Source organism: Lysobacter sp. HA18 (assembly GCF_054057595.1).
The window spans coordinates 2,184,313-2,199,976 of record NZ_JBSRZL010000001.1; the positions used below are offsets into that span (position 1 = coordinate 2,184,313).

A 15,664-nucleotide genomic window follows, 5' to 3' on the forward strand; every position below is an offset into this window, starting at 1 on the left:
CGTGGGAGGCAGTCACGCCCATCACGGGCACTCGCACGGGCATTCGCATCACGCCGTTCCCGTCCACGCGACGCGCGCGTTCGCGGTCGCGACGCTGCTCAACCTCGCCTACACCGGCGTCGAAGCGTGGTTCGGCTTCTCGACCAATTCGCTCGCGCTTCTTTCCGACGCGCTGCACAACCTCGGCGACGTCGCAGGCCTGGCGCTCGCCTGGGCCGCGGCCGCGTTGGCGCGACGGGCGCCGACGACACGCCATACCTACGGGTGGCGTCGCGCGACGCTGCTGTCGCCCCTTGCGAACGCACTGCTGCTGGTCGCCTTCGCGGGCGCGCTGATCGGTGAGTCGATACAGCGGTTCAGCGCGCCACCGCAGATCCCCGGCCTGCCGGTCATGGTGGTGGCCGCGATCGGCATCGTGGTGAACCTGGCGGCGGCCGCGATGATGCATCGCGGCAAGGATCACGACCTCAACCGTCGCGCCGCCTTCGTGCATTTGATGGCCGACGCCGGCGTGTCGCTCGCCGCCGTCCTCGCCGGTCTGGGCATGACGACGCTGGGCTGGGAGTGGCTTGACCCCGCGACGGCAGTGCTGGTCAGCGTCGTCGTCGGTATCAGCGCGTTCGGTCTGCTGCGCGAGAGCTTCAATGCGGCGATGGACGCGGTGCCGCGCAGCATCGATCACGGCGAGGTCGAGTCGTTCCTTGCCGGGCTCGACGGCGTCGCTGCCGTACACCACGTGCATATCTGGCCGATCGGCGCTGGCGAAATCGCGATGACCGCGCACCTGGTCCGTCCGCAGCTGGACGACCACGACGCGTTCCTCGACCGCGTCACCCACGACCTCGATCACCGCTTCGGCATCAACCATCCGACGCTGCAGGTCGAGCACGGCGCGGGCTGCGAGCACGACCTGCATGACCGCGCGCCGCACCACTGACCCCGAAGCGGCCGTCGGCGCGCCTGCCCTATAATCCGCGGCCGACCGAAGACCTGACACGGAGCCCGCGATGCTCAACGAGATCAAGAACGACACCAAGGCGCGCATGGCCAAGAGCGTCGAAGCGTTCCGCCACGACCTCGTCAAGATCCGCACCGGCCGTGCCACCACGTCGATCGTCGACCACATCAAGGTCAACTACTACGGCTCGGAAGTCCCGCTGTCGCAGGTCGCCAGCGTCGCGGTGAGCGATGCACGCTCGCTGACGATCACGCCGTGGGAAAAGCCGATGGTGAGCGCGGTCGAGAAAGCCATTCTCGGCTCCGACCTCGGCCTGACGCCGAACACCGCCGGCATGGCGATCCGCCTCAACCTGCCGCCGCTCACCGAAGAGCGCCGTCGCGACCTCGCGAAGGTGGTCCATTCGGGTGGCGAAGACGCGAAGGTCGCGATCCGCAACATCCGTCGCGATGCGAACCATCAGGTGAAGGAACTCCTGAAGGACAAGAAGATCACCGAGGACGAAGCGACGCGCGGCGAAGCCGACATCCAGAAGATCACCGACGAGGCGATCAAGAACGTCGACGACGTCGTGAAGGCGAAGGAACAGGAGCTGATGGCGGTCTGACCGCCACGGCGCCTCAGCGGATGCACGAGCGGCCCGCACCTTCATCCGACGAACCGACGTGACCTCTTCCGTATCCGTTGGCGCGAACCGCGTCCCGCGCCACATCGCGATCATCATGGACGGCAACGGCCGCTGGGCGCAGAAGCGCCGGCGTCCGCGCCTGATCGGTCATCGCGCCGGCGCGCGCGCCGTGAATCTGTGCATCGACTTCTGCCTCGACCGCGGCGTCGAAGTGCTGACGCTGTTCGCGTTCTCAAGCGAGAACTGGGACCGCCCGCAGGACGAAGTCGGTGGGCTGATGAAGCTGTTCACCGGCGCGCTCGAACGCGAGGTCGACGAACTCGATCGACGCGGCGTGCGCGTTCGGTTCATCGGCGATCGTTCGCGCTTTAACGACTCCATCCGCTCGCGCATGGCGCAGGCCGAATCGCGCACGGTCGGCAATCGGACGCTCGATCTTGTGATCGCCGTCAGCTATGGCGGTCGTTGGGACATCGCGAACGCGGCGCGCTCGCTTGCGGAGGATGTCGCCGCGGGTCGTCTCGATCCATCGGCCATCGACGAAGCCATGCTCGGCTCGCGCATGGTGCTCGCCGACCTGCCCGCGCCCGACCTGTTCATCCGCACGGGCGGCGAGCTGCGCATCAGCAATTTCCTGCTCTGGCAGCTGGCCTACACCGAACTGTGGTTCACCGATTTGTTGTGGCCCGACGTCGATGCGGCGACACTTCAGGCTGCGCTGGACGACTACGCGCGCCGTGAACGCCGATTCGGCCTGACCGGAGCACAGGTCGGCGGCAATCCCGAGACGTCCGAATGACCCGTACCCGCGTTATTGCAGCCCTGGTGATGACCCCCGTCGCGATCGCGGCGATCCTGCTGCTCAAGACGCCATGGATGATGGTCGCCGCCGCCATCGTGTTCCTTGCCGGCCTGTGGGAATGGTTCGACCTCGCCGACGTCGAGGATTCGCTCGCCAAATGGGTTCTGCTGATCGCGAATCTCGGCCTGATGGTCGCGATCGTGTGGGCGTCGCACTCGCGCGAAGGCGGCACGCTCGTGCTGTATCAGTTGGCAACGATGATCGGCATCGTCTGGTGGGCCTTCGCGCTGTTGTGGCTGGGCCGATACGACTTCGGCAGCAATCACGAGTCGTGGGCGCGCGCGTTGAAGCTCGCTGCCGGCACGCTCGCGGTCGTGCCTGCGTGGTGCGCACTGACATGGCTGCACGCGGATGGCCTGCACGGTGATCGCTGGCTGCTTACCGCACTCGCGACGATCTGGGCCGCCGACACCGGCGCCTACTTCGCGGGTCGCAAGCTCGGCCGACACAAGCTCGCGCCGCGCATCAGCCCTAACAAGACGGTCGAAGGCCTCGCGGGCGGCGTAGTCGTCGGCACGATCACCGCGATGGCGTTTTCGCTCGTTGCCGGTGCGTCCACGCAGGATTTGTGGAAGGTCGCGGTCGTTGCCGCAGCGTCGGTGCTGGTATCGGTGATCGGTGACCTGTTCGAAAGCCTGCTCAAGCGTCACGCGGGCAAGAAGGATTCCGGCACATTGATTCCCGGCCATGGCGGTGCGCTCGATCGCATCGATGCCGTGCTCGCTGCGCTTCCGGTGTTCGCGCTCGGCAAGGCGCTGCTGGCACTGTGATGCGCCGCATCGCCGTCCTCGGCGCAACAGGATCGATCGGCGCTTCCGCCCTCGACGTCATCGCACGACATCCCGATCGACTCGCCGCGAACGTGCTGGCCGCGGGTCGCAATGTCGATGCGCTGGTTGCGCTGTGTCACCAGCATCGTCCTGACCACGCGGTCATCGCCGATCCCGATCTGTTCGGCGAGTTGCGCACGAAGCTCGCCGACGCGGGCGTGCCGACGCAAGCGCACGCGGGCATGCAGGCGATCGACGAGCTCGCTGCGAGCGATGCCTGCGACACGGTCGTCGCTGCGATCGTCGGCGCGGCCGGCCTCGATTCGACGCTCGCCGCAGTGCGCGCAGGCAAACGCATCGCGCTGGCGAACAAGGAATCGCTCGTACTCGCCGGCGCACTGGTCATGCGCGCCGCACGCGAATCCGGTGCGCAGATCGTGCCGGTCGACAGCGAACACAATGCGATCTTCCAGTGCCTGCCTGCGCGCGACGGCAACGCCGCACGCGACACGCGCGGCCTGCGTCGTCTCGTACTCACCGCATCGGGCGGCCCATTTCGCGGGCGCTCGCGCGAATCCCTGCAGGACGTCACCCGAGAGGAAGCGATCGCGCATCCGCGCTGGTCGATGGGCCCGAAGATTTCGGTCGACTCCGCGACGCTGATGAACAAGGGCCTCGAAGTGATCGAGGCGCACCATCTGTTCGGCGTGTCGCCGGATGCGATTGACGTGCTCGTGCATCCGCAAAGCCTCGTGCATTCGCTGGTCGAGTTCGTCGACGGCTCCACGCTCGCGCAGCTCGGGCTGCCCGACATGCGCACCGCGCTCGCGGTCGGTCTCGGCTGGCCGGAGCGGCTCGAATCCGGTGTCGGCGGGCTGGACCTGCTCGCGCAGGGCGGCCGCCTCGACTTCGAAGCGCCCGATTTCGACGCATTCCCCTGCCTCGCCCTCGCCTACCGCGCACTGCGCGCAGGCGGTGCGGCGCCGGGCGTGCTCAACGCCGCCAATGAGGCGGCGGTCGGCGCGTTCCTCGCCGGTCGCATTGCCTTCCTCGACATCGCCGCACTGGTTGCGTCGGCACTCGATGCGCACGGAACCACACCGGCCGACGACCTCGCCGCTCTGCGCGACGCCGACCGTCGCGCACGCGCGCACGTCGCAGAACGGCTCGACCACAACCGATGACCGCACGACGACTGCCGTTCATCGAACGCGCCTCCGACTCGGCGACCATCGCCGATGGACTGAACCATCGGCCGGTCCTGCGGTCTGCTTCCGCAGCCGCGGCCGGTCGTCGCGGGAGAACGCCTTGAACGAGTTGCTCGGTTCGATCTGGTGGCTAGCCGTCAGCCTCGGCATCCTCGTGACCTTCCACGAGTTCGGGCACTACTGGGTGGCCCGGCGCTGCGGTGTGCGCGTGCTGCGCTTTTCGATCGGCTTCGGCCGCGCGCTGTGGTCGCGCGTCGGGCGCGATGGCACGGAATACGCAGTCGCGGCGATCCCGCTCGGCGGCTACGTGAAGATGCTGGACGAGCGCGAAGGCGACGTCGCACCGGGCGATCTGCACCTCGCGTTCAATCGCAAGCCGGTGCTCAAGCGCATGGCGATCGTGCTCGCCGGGCCGGTCGCGAACCTCGTGCTCTGCGTGCTCCTGCTGTGGGGCATGTTCGTGATCGGGCGCCCGGATTTCGTTCCCGCGATCGGTAGCTCGACCGGTCTAGGGGCCATCGCCGGACTGCGCGCGGGCGACATCGTGCTCGCGGTGGGCGATCGTCCGACGCCGACCTGGTCGGAAGCCGAACTCGCGCTGATTCCCGCTGCGCTGGATCGTCATGACATCGACGTTCGCGTACGCACGCCCGCAGGCGCCGAAGCGACGCGCCATCTCCATCTTTCGCAGCTCCCCGCGAGCATCGACGAACTGCGTGCGGTGCAGGCCATGGGCATCGCGCCACGCCACCAGCTTGTTCCGGCGCGCGTCGGCAAGGTCGTCGCGGGCACTCCCGCCAGCGGTGTGCTGCAGCCCGGCGACCTGATCACCGCGGTCGACGGCCAGCCCGTGCGCGCGTGGGACGACGTCGCGCCGCTCGTGGGCGCGGTCGGCCGTAGCGGCGAGTCGGCGATGGTGGAGGTCGAGCGCCACGGCGAGCGCCTCGCGCTGCCGATGAAGCCGGTCCTGCGCACCGACGAAGGCGGCACGCGCTGGATGCTCGGCGCGGGTGTCGCCGAGCCGGGCGATCCCGTTCCGGACGCCGTCCTGCGCTACGGCCCGATCGATGCGATCCCGGCCGCGATCGGTGAAACCGCGCACCAGGCGCACGAGCTCGTGGCCATGCTCGGCCGCGCATTTTCGGGTCGAGTCGACGTTCGCAACACCGTCGCGGGCCCGATCACGATCGCGCGCGCCGCGAACGCATATGCCTCGCACGGCCCGGCCTGGTACCTCTCGATGCTCGCGATGCTCTCGCTGAGCCTGGCCATTCTGAACCTGCTCCCCATCCCGATATTGGATGGCGGTCACCTGCTGTATTACCTTATCGAGCTGATCAAAGGCCGCCCGGTCAGCGATCGCGCCATGGCGGCCGGGCAATTCGTCGGCCTGGCGATCATCGTCGGCCTCATGGGCCTGGCGTTCTACAACGACATCGTGAACAACCTGGTGCGCTGACGGCGGCTTTAGCCGACCTCTCCACCGCGCCGGCCGATTGCCTGCGGCGCTTCCCTGGATTCGATCCAACCGGACTGATGATGACGCGACCCCTGCCCCGCCGCCTGCTTGCCCTCGCCCTCGCGTCCGCGATGGTCGCGGCTCCGGTCACCTCCGCCTTCGCCGACACGTTCGCGCCCTTCACCGTCAGCGACATCCGTGTCGACGGCCTGCAGCGCATCTCGGCCGGCACGGTGTTCACCTACATGCCGATCGAGCGCGGCGATGCCGTCGACCCGAACAAGGTCGCGAACGCGATCCGCGCGCTCTACAAGACCGGCTTCTTCGAGGATGTTCGCGTCGACCGCGAAGGCGACATCCTCGTCGTCCACGTCGTCGAGCGCCCGTCGATCAACAAGCTCACGATCACCGGCAACAAGGACATCAAGACCGAGGACCTGACCAAGGGCCTCACCGAGATCGGTCTGTCCGAAGGCGGCACGTTCGATCGCCTTGCGCTGGATCGCGTGACGCAGGAACTGACGCGCCAGTACAACAACCGCGGCAAGTACAACGTCGAGATCAACCCGACGGTGTCGCGCCTCGACCGCAACCGCGTCGACGTCACCATCGCGATCAAGGAAGGCGGCGCCGCGCGCATCCGCCACATCAACCTGGTCGGCAACGAAAAGTTCGACGAGAAGGACCTGCGCGACACGTGGGAATCGCGCGAGACCAACTGGAAGAGCTGGTACAAGCGCGACGACCAGTACTCGCGCGAGAAGCTCTCCGGCGACCTCGAGAAGCTCAACTCGTTCTATCTCGATCGCGGCTACGTCGACTTCAGCGTCGACAGCACGCAGGTCGAGATCAGCCCGAACCGTCGCGACATGTTCATTACCGCGGGCCTGACCGAGGGTGAGCAGTACAAGGTCGCCAAGGTCGAAGTGACCGGTGACACCGTTCTGCCGAAGTCGGAAGTCGAGCGTCGCGTTTACGTCAAGGAAGGCCAGATCTTCTCGCGTCGCCTGCTCGAGCTGTCGTCGGATGCGATCTCCGCGACGCTGTCGAACATCGGTTACGCGTTTGCGCAGGTCAACGCGATCCCGGACATCGACAAGGAAAATAAGACGGTCAGCCTGAACATGCAGGTGGTGCCGGGGCCGCGCGTGAGCGTGCGACGCATCATCTTCAAGGGCAATACGCGCACGTCGGACGAAGTGCTTCGCCGCGAAATGCGTCAGTTCGAAGGCAGCTGGTATTCGCAGGCCGCGCTCGACCGATCGAAGATCCGCCTGCAGGGCCTTGGATTCTTCGAAACCGTCGATGTCGACAACCAGCCGGTCTCGGGTTCGCCCGACCAAGTGGACGTGGTCGTTACGGTTAAGGAGACGACGTCGGGCAGCTTCGTTTTCGGCCTCGGTTATTCGCAGCTCAGCGGCCTGACGACGCAGATCCAGCTGTCGCAGAACAACTTCCTGGGCACCGGCAACCGGGTGTCAGTGCAGGCGAACCGCAACTCGTACCTGCAGCGCTACGACTTCTCGTTCGTCAACCCGTACTTCACCGACAGCGGCGTCTCGCTCGGCTACAACCTGTGGTGGCGCGAGTTCGACAACTCGAACTTCAACACCGCGCAGTACAGCTCGACGAGTGGCGCTGCGCAGGCAGTTCTCGGGATTCCGATCTCCGAAACCGATTCGATCACCGCGCTGCTCGGTGTCGACTCCAACGAAGTGTTTGCGTATCCGGGCAGCGCGCCGCAGCCGTTGGTGGATTACATCGACGCCGTCGGTAACCGCACGTTCCACACGCTGCGCGGACAGATCGGTTGGTCGCGCAACACGCTTGACAACTTCCTGACGCCGAACGTCGGCCTGCTGCAGCGCTTCAACGCCGAAGTCGCCCTGCCCGGCTCGACCGTGCAGTACTACAAGCTCAGCTATGACGTCTCGAAGTTCTGGCGTCTGAACCGCCACCTCGTACTCAACACGCGCGCGGAGTTGGGTTACGGCGACAGCTACGGGAAGGATTTCACCCGCAACGTCTGTTTCACGAACAGCACGGTCATCGACGCCAACGGCGACGGCGTGGCCGACACCGTTGTTCCGGGCGCGAATCCGAGCGAACCCTGCCTCACGACGTCGACGGATTACGTCAAGACCGTCACCGCGACGGGCCTACCGTTCTTCGAGAATTTCTACGCGGGCGGTGTGCGGTCGGTCCGCGGCTTCTCGGACAACACGCTCGGCCCGCGCGCGGCGGCGGCAGGTTCGAACTTCCTCCAGCCGATCGGCGGCGCAGTCAAGACGATCGGTTCTGCCGAGATGTTCTTCCCGACGCTGATCAACAGCCCGTCGGCGCGCGTGTCCGCGTTCGTCGACGTCGGCAATGTGTTCGCCGGCCGCGGGGACTTCGATACGGGCGAACTCCGCGCGTCTGGCGGTATCTCCATGCTGTGGCGCTCGCCGATGGGCCCGATCTCCATCAGCTACGCCATCCCGTTCCGCAAGAAGGACGGCGACGAGATTGAGCACCTGCAGTTCACCTTCGGCGGCGTGTTCTGATATCCCTATGACGCCGGGCCACGAGCATCGCTCGCAGTACACCGCTGGCGAGCTCGCGGAGCGGTTCGGACTCGAAGTCCATGGCGACGCCGCGACATTCGTTCGCGGCGTCGCCACGATTGCCGATGCCGCGCCGGACCGCCTGACCTTTCTCTCCAATTCCAAGTACCGCGCTTCGCTGGCGAGCACGCGCGCGGGCGTCGTAGTGCTGGCCGCAGCAGACGCGGACGCCGCGCCCGGCACGGCGCTGATCGCGCGCGATCCTTATGCGGCTTACGCACGCATTGCCGCGCTGTTCGAAGTGCTGCCTGTTGCGGCGCCCGGTGTCCACCCGACGGCGTTTGTCGATCCAAGCGCGACCGTCGATGCATCTGCTAGCATCGGCCCGCACGTCAGCGTGGGCGCGCGAAGCCTGATCGGTGCCCGCGCGACCATCGGCGCCGGATGTGTGATCGGCGACGACTGCATCGTGGGCGAAGGCTCACGGCTCGTCGCACGCGTCACGCTGGTCACGCGCGTCCGTCTCGGCGCACGCGTGCTGGTGCATCCAGGCGCCGTGATCGGCGCGGACGGCTTCGGGATCGCGATGGATCGAGGCACGTGGCTCAAGGTGCCGCAGCTGGGCGGTGTCGTGATTGGCGATGACTGCGAAATCGGCGCGAATACCACCATAGACCGCGGCGCGATAGACGACACCGTGCTCGAGGACGACGTCCGCCTCGATAACCAGATCCAGATCGGCCACAACGTCCGAATCGGCGCGCATACGGCGATGGCGGGCTGCGTGGCGGTCGCCGGCAGCACGCGCATCGGCCGCTACTGTCTGATCGGCGGCGGCGCGGGGATCGTCGGCCACATCGAAATCGTCGACAAAGTCACCGTGACGGCGATGAGCCTGGTCACCCACTCGCTGCGCGAACCCGGCGAATACTCGTCCGGCACGCCGCTGATGGACAACCGCACATGGCGGCGCAACGCCGCCCGCTTCCGCCAGCTCGACCGCCTGTTTCGGACCCGCCGGGACTGATCCGGCGCCCCGCCGTATCATGGGCGGCTTCGGCGACGGTCAGCCCGGCCGCTTTGCAGGATCCGAATGAACCAGACCGTGCAGCTCCCCGTCGACGTCCGCGGCATCGAAAAACTCCTGCCGCACCGCTACCCGTTCCTGCTGGTGGACCGCGTCGTCGAGTTCGAGCCCCGCAAGCGCATCCTGGCCTACAAGAACATCACGGTGAACGAGCCGTGTTTCACCGGCCACTTCCCGGGTAACCCGGTGATGCCGGGCGTGCTCATCATCGAAGCGCTCGCGCAGGCCGGCGGCCTGCTCACCACGCTCACCGCGAAGTCGGAAGGCAACGACAAGGACGGCGACAAGCTCTTCTATCTCGTCAAGGTCGACAACGCGAAGTTCTCGAAGCAGGTCGTCCCCGGCGATCGGCTCGAGCTCGATGTCGAGCTCAAGCGCGTGATCCGCAACATGGCGATGTACGTGGCGATCGCGCGCGTCGACGGCGAACAGGTCGCCTGCGCCGACATTCTTTGCGCCGAGGCGCAGCGCTGAGCATGGCAACGCGCGTTCATCCGAGCGCGGTGGTCGAACCCGGCGCGCGACTGGGCGACGACGTCGCGGTCGGCCCGTTCTGCTACATCGGCGACGACGTCGAGATCGGCGACGGCACTGTCTTCGGGCCGCACTGCAGCGTTCTCGGCCCGACGCGCATCGGTCGCGCGAATCATTTCATCGGCCATTGCGCGGTGGGTGGCGAGCCGCAGGACAAGAAGTTCGCGGGCGAGCACGTCGAACTCGTCATCGGTGACGGCAACACGTTCCGTGAATTCGTGACGCTCAATCGCGGCACCGGCAACGGCGGCGGCGTCACGCGCATCGGCAACGACAACTGGATGCTCGCGTACGTGCACGTCGCGCACGACTGCGATGTCGGTAACCACTGCATCTTCTCGAACAATGCGACGCTCGCCGGCCACGTCACGGTGGGCGACCACGTGATCCTCAGCGGTTTCGCCGGCATCCACCAGTTCTGCCGCATCGGCGCGCATGCGTTCGTGGGCATGGGCGCGTTCGTCAACGGCGACGTGCCGCCGTTCGTGATGGTCGCGCAGGAAGACTACGGCCGGCCGCGCGGCATCAACGCCGAAGGCCTGAAGCGTCGCGGGTTCGACGCCGCGCGTATTGCTGCGATCAAGCGCGCCTACCGTGCGTTGTACGTCGCCGGCGGATCGCTGGACGAGGCGCGCGCGAAGCTCGCGGAGATCGCGGGCGGCAGCGACGACGTGCGCATGCTGCTCGACTTCGTCAACGCCGGCGACCGGCCGCTGCTGCGCTGATCCCGCCGCGCTGCGCGCCCGCCGGTTCGAACTCATGTCGACGTCGCAACGTCCACACCGCATCGCGATCGTCGCTGGCGAAGCCTCGGGCGATCTGCTCGGCGCCGGACTGATCGAAGCGCTACGCACACGCTGGCCGGATGCCGAGTTCGCGGGGATCGGTGGCGACCGCATGCGCGAAGCCGGTTTCGACGCCTGGCATGACGCCGGCGAGCTCGCCGTCATGGGTCTTGCCGAAGTGCTGCGCCATCTTCCGCGCCTTTTGAAGCTGCGCCGCGCGCTGCGCGACCGCGTGCTCGCCTGGCAGCCGGACGTGTTCATCGGCATCGACGCGCCGGACTTCAACCTCGGCGTCGAGCGGTGGCTGAAGGAACGCGGCGTCGCGACCGTGCATTACGTGAGCCCATCGGTCTGGGCCTGGCGCGAGGGCCGGGCCGCGAAGATCGGGCGATCGGCTGACCGCGTGCTGTGCCTTTTTCCGATGGAACCCGCGATCTACGCGAAGCACGGCGTCGACGCACGCTTCGTCGGCCATCCGCTCGCGGACGAGATGCCATTGCAGCCCGATCGCGCAGCCGCGCGCGGGAAGCTTCGGCTTGCGAACGATGCACCTGTGCTCGCGCTGCTGCCCGGCTCTCGAACCGGGGAAATCGAGCGTCTCGGCGCCGATTTCATCGATGCGGCCGCCCGCGTGCGTGACGCCATGCCCGACCTTCGCATCGTCGCGCCGATGGCCGACGCGCGCGCCCGACAGACTTTCGAACACGTCCTCGCGCAGTCGCCCGCACGCGAGCGGCTCGGCGACGCGCTGACGATCATCGACGGCAACGCGCGCACGCTGATGATCGCCAGCGACGTCGTGCTGCTCGCTTCGGGTACCGCAACGCTGGAAGCGATGCTCGCCAAGCGTCCCATGGTGGTCGCGTACAAGGTCGCGGCCACGACCTACCGGATGGTGAAGGGACTCGGCATGCTCAAGGTCAGCCGATACGCGCTGCCCAACATCCTCGCCGGCGCCGACGTGGTACCCGAACTGATGCAGCAGGACTGCACGCCGGAGAAGCTCGCCGTGGCGGTACTGCACTGGTTCCGCAGCGCGGAGGCCGTCGCGGACCTCACGCCGCGATTCACGAACCTGCACGACGAACTGCGCCGCGACGCCTCGTCGCGCGCAGCGGATGCGGTGGTCGAAGTCGTATCCTCGCGGCATGGCTGACGCGCCGCTGCAACCCGAACTCGAGATCGCCGTCGACCGCGGCGCGCAGCGCATCGCGGGCGTCGACGAGGCCGGTCGCGGGCCGCTGGCGGGGCCGGTCGTCGTGGCCGCGGTGGTGTTTTCGCCGGGTCGCACGCCGATCAACGGACTCAACGATTCCAAGCAACTCATCGCCGAGCGTCGCGACGTGCTCGCCGTGCGCATTCGCGAGCGCGCGATCGCGTTCCACATCGCGGTGATCGATGTCGGCACGATCGATCGCATCAACATCTTCCACGCGACCATGCTCGGCATGCGCGAATGCGTCGAGGCCGTGCGTCACGCAACGGACATCGCGCGCATCGATGGCAACGTCGTGCCGAAAGGCCTGCCCTGCGCTGGCGAGGCATGGATCGGCGGCGACGCGCGCTGCCGTTCGATCATGGCGGCCTCCATTCTCGCCAAGACCCATCGCGACGCGCTGATGGTCGAGATGCACGCGCGCTGGCCGCAGTACGGCTTCGACCAGCACAAGGGCTATTCGACGCCGCAGCACCTCGCCGCGCTGGCGAAGCACGGGCCGTGCCCGGAACATCGCCGGTCGTTTGCGCCCGTGCGTTCGAGCGAGGCCATCGCCGACGAGCAACGCGCCGTGGCGTTGCTCTGAACGTCTAACGTTCGGCGCGACCGTGTCAGGTTCGCGTCTCAACGAGTGTTCGCTTCGCGTCACGAATCGACACGACAACGACGTCCCGTGTCTGACCTCCGCGTTGCGTTACGACTCCCTCGGCGGCTCGCCCGCGAGAGCATTCACAGGCTTCGGCGGCCCGACGACGGGCGTGTTGTTGATCGACGACGAGCCTTCGCGTCGCGGCGCGAGTTCCTCGGTCGGAAGCAGTCGAGAGTCGCGCGGCTGGAATGTCGCGGTCTTGTCGGTTCTGAACGTGAAGGACGGTGACGTCATGGCACACCTCCGGGTCGGCCCGTTGCGGGCGACGCATCATCGCGCTGCGTTGGCTCGCACGTGCAAACAACGCATGAAGGACGAGTGCGCTGGCCGCACTTGGTGAAAAACTCCGTGCATGCAGTGCTCGTCCGCCGCAAAACATGCGGCGCGGTCACCGACCGACGTGCATCAAATGCGGCGCGTCGTCGGGGTCGACAACCGCACGGCCAGCGACTTCAACCGGGCATCAGGACCTCGGTCTCGATGCTGATGCCGATGTCGTCGTCCACCGGAAACATTAGCGTTGGCCCCTTCGGTGGCTTCGGCGGGCCCACGACCGGCACGTTCATACCCAGATGGAAACGGCAGATGACGATCACGCGCCCGCCGTTGGGCAGCGTGAGTTCGATGCGCTGCTCGTCGGTACCGGTTCCGGTCGGTGGATCGAGCGTGGACGACATGGACATGGCAACTCCGCGGTGCACCCGGGCGGGCGAAATCTTCAGCGCGCAGCGACAAGGCCGCCGCGCGTAAACAAGGGATTGGTGACGATGCGGCTTTCCGCGATGCCCGCATGCCGCGCGGTTTCGATGCGTCGGCGTGCGCCGTCGGCATCGCCCAACCTCAGCAGCGTCTCCGCGTTGTAGAACGCGACGTCCGCCGTCTGGTCGCCCTTGATCTCCGACTGCCGCACCAGCGCTAGCGCGCGCTCGTTCTCGCCGATGTTCGCGCGATACCAGCCGAGCGCGGCCAGCGTCATCGCGTCGCCGCCGTTGAAGTCAACGTAACGCTGCGCGATCTCCGCGGCTTTGCGGAATGCCTGCGGGGCTTGGCCGGCGGTGCGCGGGTCGGCCAGCAACGCGTCGCCGAGGTTGCCGTAATTGATCGCGGTGTCCGGGCTCAGCGCGACCGCGCGTTGGTAGAGCGCGGCAGCGGATGCGTAGTCGCCGTGCTGGTATTTGACCGTGCCGAGGTTGGCGAGCGTTCGATCGTCCGGGTCGAGCGCGACCGCGCGTTCCAGCACCTTTTCTGCGGCATCGGTCCGACCGAGCGTGAGCAGCAATGCGCCCTGCAGACCCCAGAAGTCGCCGTTGTCAGGCGCGAGTCGCGTGGCCTGTTCGAGCGACGCGAGTGCGTCCTCAACGCGCCCGGCCAGATATTGCTGGTAGCCGAGTTCGGCATAGATGTGCGCGTCGGACGGGCTGGCGCGCAGCGCTTCCCGGAAGTGGGCGAGCGCGTCGTCGATGCGATCGCGCGCCACGTCGACCTTCGCCAGCCCTACGAGCGCATCGGCGCGCTGGCCCGGATAGTCGACCACGTGACGGTAGTACTCGCCCGCCTTCTCGAGGTTGCCGTTGACGCGGTAGAGGTCGCCGAACGCGAGCTGCACTTCGCCGATCGCCGGATCCATGTTCTCTGCGGTGCGACATGCGAGACGCGCCGATTCGAATGCGGCCGGATTGCGCTGGCTTTCGAATCGCCATGCTTCGGTGCGACAGATCGCGGCCTGCGCGCGCGCGAAACCTGGATCGCGCGCCAGCGCCGTGCGGAAGTACCCCATCGCGCGCGGGCGATCGCCGCCGGGCGCGAGCAGCTCGTGCAGGCCACGCAGGTAGGCGTCGAACGCGGCGACGTCATGCGTGGTGGCCAAGCGGCGTCGCAGCCCCTGGCCCGCATCGGGCAACGCGCCGACGAGCACGGCGGCGACGTCGGACGCCATGTGGCTCTGCAGCTCGAACACATCGTGCAGGCGGCCGCCGTAGCTGCGGTTCCACAGCAGGTCACCGGACGGAACGCCGATCAATCGTGCGTCGATGCGCACACGGTCGCCGAGACGCTGCACGCGGCCGTCGAGCACGCTGGCCACGCCGAGGCGACGACCGAGCGCCAGCGGGTCGATGGCGGCGTCGGGCGCCCACGCCGCGACCTGCAGGCCGTGCACGCCCGATAGCGCGTTGTGCATTTCGACGGCGAGACCTTCGGCGAAGTAGCGGTCCGCCGGATCGGTCGTTGTTGAAGTGAACGCACGCACCGCAACGGATGGCGCGCTTGCGTGCGGCGTGGGCACCGGTCGTCGCAACCAGACGAACGCGACAACGAGCGCGAGCACTGCCGCGCATCCGAACGCGACTGCGAGCAGGCGTCGGCCTGGTCGCTGAAGCGCGGTCGCGGCTGGCGGCTCGGCCTCGGAAGTGACGTGCGCCGGTACGACGAGCGCGGAAACGACGTCCGCATCGTCCATGCGAACCGGCATCGGCTGCGACACCGGCTCGGGCAAACGCACGGGCTCGGCGTCAGCCACGGTACGCTCGTCCTGCAACTCGCCAATGAAGCTGTAACCCAGCGCATGCCGCGTCTGGATATACCGCGGATGTTGCGCATCGTCGTCCAGCGCATGCCGCAGCTGCGCAATCACACGGGTGAGCACGCCCGGTGTGACGTGGCGATGGCCCCAGACCGCGTCCAGCAACCCATCGCGCGGGACGAGCTCGCCTGCTCGTTCCAGCAACAGCGCCAGCACCGCGAAGGCTTTCGGCTCGATCGTGCACGGTTCGCCCGCACGCACCAGGGTGTGCGCGTCCAGGTCGACCACGACGTCGTCGAAGCGGTACCGGCTCGCGACTACGGCGGCGCTGGGGGGGACGCCATCGGCCGTCATCGGCGGTTACTCCTGAAAACCTCGCAACCTGCGCAAGGCATCGGACAAACCTCATCTCCCCATCATGACCCAGCGCGCTCCGGCGGG

At 67.3% G+C, this 15,664-nt stretch carries 15 protein-coding genes; 12 read left to right on the forward strand and 3 right to left on the reverse strand.

Annotation, left to right across the window (positions count from 1 at the left end):
- The first annotated feature begins 1 nt into the window (after position 1).
- The 12 genes from ACVWWW_RS10810 (at position 2) to ACVWWW_RS10865 (ending at position 12,639) form a co-directional block, all read left to right on the forward strand.
- Positions 2-937, forward strand: coding sequence for a cation diffusion facilitator family transporter (locus ACVWWW_RS10810; RefSeq protein ID WP_027083544.1), 936 nt, complete (start codon positions 2-4; stop codon positions 935-937).
- A 70-nt stretch (positions 938-1,007) separates the two neighbouring features.
- Entirely contained in the window at positions 1,008-1,565 is a 558-nt protein-coding gene (frr, locus tag ACVWWW_RS10815; protein ID WP_027083543.1) for a ribosome recycling factor, read from the forward strand.
- 58 nt (positions 1,566-1,623) lie between these two features.
- Positions 1,624-2,385: a polyprenyl diphosphate synthase gene (uppS, locus tag ACVWWW_RS10820; protein ID WP_081672173.1), complete on the forward strand. Its 762-nt coding sequence runs from the start codon at positions 1,624-1,626 to the stop codon at positions 2,383-2,385.
- Entirely contained in the window at positions 2,382-3,218 is an 837-nt protein-coding gene (locus ACVWWW_RS10825; protein WP_027083541.1) for a phosphatidate cytidylyltransferase, read from the forward strand. Before uppS ends, ACVWWW_RS10825 begins: the two co-directional genes overlap by 4 nt.
- The gene (locus ACVWWW_RS10830; protein ID WP_036142131.1) at positions 3,218-4,402 is read left to right on the forward strand and encodes a 1-deoxy-D-xylulose-5-phosphate reductoisomerase; all 1,185 of its coding nucleotides are present in this window, start codon (positions 3,218-3,220) and stop codon (positions 4,400-4,402) included. Before ACVWWW_RS10825 ends, ACVWWW_RS10830 begins: the two co-directional genes overlap by 1 nt.
- 124 nt (positions 4,403-4,526) lie before the next feature.
- Positions 4,527-5,885 carry an RIP metalloprotease RseP gene (rseP, locus tag ACVWWW_RS10835; RefSeq protein ID WP_027083540.1) on the forward strand — a complete coding sequence of 453 codons (1,359 nt, stop codon included), beginning with the start codon at positions 4,527-4,529 and terminating at the stop codon, positions 5,883-5,885.
- Between the two features lie 80 nt (positions 5,886-5,965).
- Positions 5,966-8,431 carry an outer membrane protein assembly factor BamA gene (gene bamA / locus ACVWWW_RS10840; RefSeq protein WP_027083539.1) on the forward strand — a complete coding sequence of 822 codons (2,466 nt, stop codon included), beginning with the start codon at positions 5,966-5,968 and terminating at the stop codon, positions 8,429-8,431.
- Positions 8,432-8,438: 7 nt separating this feature from the next.
- On the forward strand, positions 8,439-9,458 hold the full coding sequence (gene lpxD / locus ACVWWW_RS10845; protein WP_027083538.1) for a UDP-3-O-(3-hydroxymyristoyl)glucosamine N-acyltransferase: 1,020 nt from the start codon (positions 8,439-8,441) through the stop codon (positions 9,456-9,458).
- A 66-nt stretch (positions 9,459-9,524) separates the two neighbouring features.
- Positions 9,525-9,992 carry a 3-hydroxyacyl-ACP dehydratase FabZ gene (gene fabZ / locus ACVWWW_RS10850; protein WP_027083537.1) on the forward strand — a complete coding sequence of 156 codons (468 nt, stop codon included), beginning with the start codon at positions 9,525-9,527 and terminating at the stop codon, positions 9,990-9,992.
- 2 nt (positions 9,993-9,994) lie between these two features.
- On the forward strand, positions 9,995-10,777 hold the full coding sequence (lpxA, locus tag ACVWWW_RS10855; RefSeq protein ID WP_036142128.1) for an acyl-ACP--UDP-N-acetylglucosamine O-acyltransferase: 783 nt from the start codon (positions 9,995-9,997) through the stop codon (positions 10,775-10,777).
- 10 nt (positions 10,778-10,787) lie between these two features.
- Positions 10,788-11,993 (forward strand): lipid-A-disaccharide synthase, encoded by a 1,206-nt coding sequence (gene lpxB / locus ACVWWW_RS10860; RefSeq protein WP_456998751.1) that lies wholly within the window; start codon positions 10,788-10,790, stop codon positions 11,991-11,993.
- A complete protein-coding gene (locus tag ACVWWW_RS10865) occupies positions 11,986-12,639 on the forward strand; it encodes a ribonuclease HII (protein WP_051235312.1) in 654 nt (217 codons plus the stop codon). Before lpxB ends, ACVWWW_RS10865 begins: the two co-directional genes overlap by 8 nt.
- A gap of 108 nt (positions 12,640-12,747) precedes the next feature.
- On the opposite strand, the gene ACVWWW_RS10870 is transcribed toward ACVWWW_RS10865, so the two are convergent.
- From ACVWWW_RS10870 to ACVWWW_RS10880, 3 genes are all read right to left on the reverse strand, one after another.
- Positions 12,748-12,936 (reverse strand): hypothetical protein, encoded by a 189-nt coding sequence (locus tag ACVWWW_RS10870; RefSeq protein WP_027083535.1) that lies wholly within the window; start codon positions 12,934-12,936, stop codon positions 12,748-12,750.
- Between the two features lie 218 nt (positions 12,937-13,154).
- Positions 13,155-13,379, reverse strand: a complete 225-nt coding sequence (locus tag ACVWWW_RS10875; protein ID WP_155914365.1) for a hypothetical protein — start codon at positions 13,377-13,379, stop codon at positions 13,155-13,157.
- A 41-nt stretch (positions 13,380-13,420) separates the two neighbouring features.
- Positions 13,421-15,511 (reverse strand): tetratricopeptide repeat protein, encoded by a 2,091-nt coding sequence (locus tag ACVWWW_RS10880; protein WP_456998694.1) that lies wholly within the window; start codon positions 15,509-15,511, stop codon positions 13,421-13,423.
- Positions 15,512-15,664: the final 153 nt, after the last annotated feature.

Coding starts and splice junctions, on each gene's coding strand:
- ACVWWW_RS10830 (WP_036142131.1), top strand. CDS start 3,218: ATGCGCCGCATCGCCGTCCTCGGCGCAACAGGATCGATCGGCGCTTCC.
- bamA (WP_027083539.1), top strand. CDS start 5,966: ATGACGCGACCCCTGCCCCGCCGCCTGCTTGCCCTCGCCCTCGCGTCC.
- ACVWWW_RS10870 (WP_027083535.1), bottom strand. CDS start 12,936: ATGACGTCACCGTCCTTCACGTTCAGAACCGACAAGACCGCGACATTC.
- lpxA (WP_036142128.1), top strand. CDS start 9,995: ATGGCAACGCGCGTTCATCCGAGCGCGGTGGTCGAACCCGGCGCGCGA.
- lpxD (WP_027083538.1), top strand. CDS start 8,439: ATGACGCCGGGCCACGAGCATCGCTCGCAGTACACCGCTGGCGAGCTC.
- frr (WP_027083543.1), top strand. CDS start 1,008: ATGCTCAACGAGATCAAGAACGACACCAAGGCGCGCATGGCCAAGAGC.
- ACVWWW_RS10825 (WP_027083541.1), top strand. CDS start 2,382: ATGACCCGTACCCGCGTTATTGCAGCCCTGGTGATGACCCCCGTCGCG.
- fabZ (WP_027083537.1), top strand. CDS start 9,525: ATGAACCAGACCGTGCAGCTCCCCGTCGACGTCCGCGGCATCGAAAAA.
- ACVWWW_RS10875 (WP_155914365.1), bottom strand. CDS start 13,379: ATGTCGTCCACGCTCGATCCACCGACCGGAACCGGTACCGACGAGCAG.
- ACVWWW_RS10865 (WP_051235312.1), top strand. CDS start 11,986: ATGGCTGACGCGCCGCTGCAACCCGAACTCGAGATCGCCGTCGACCGC.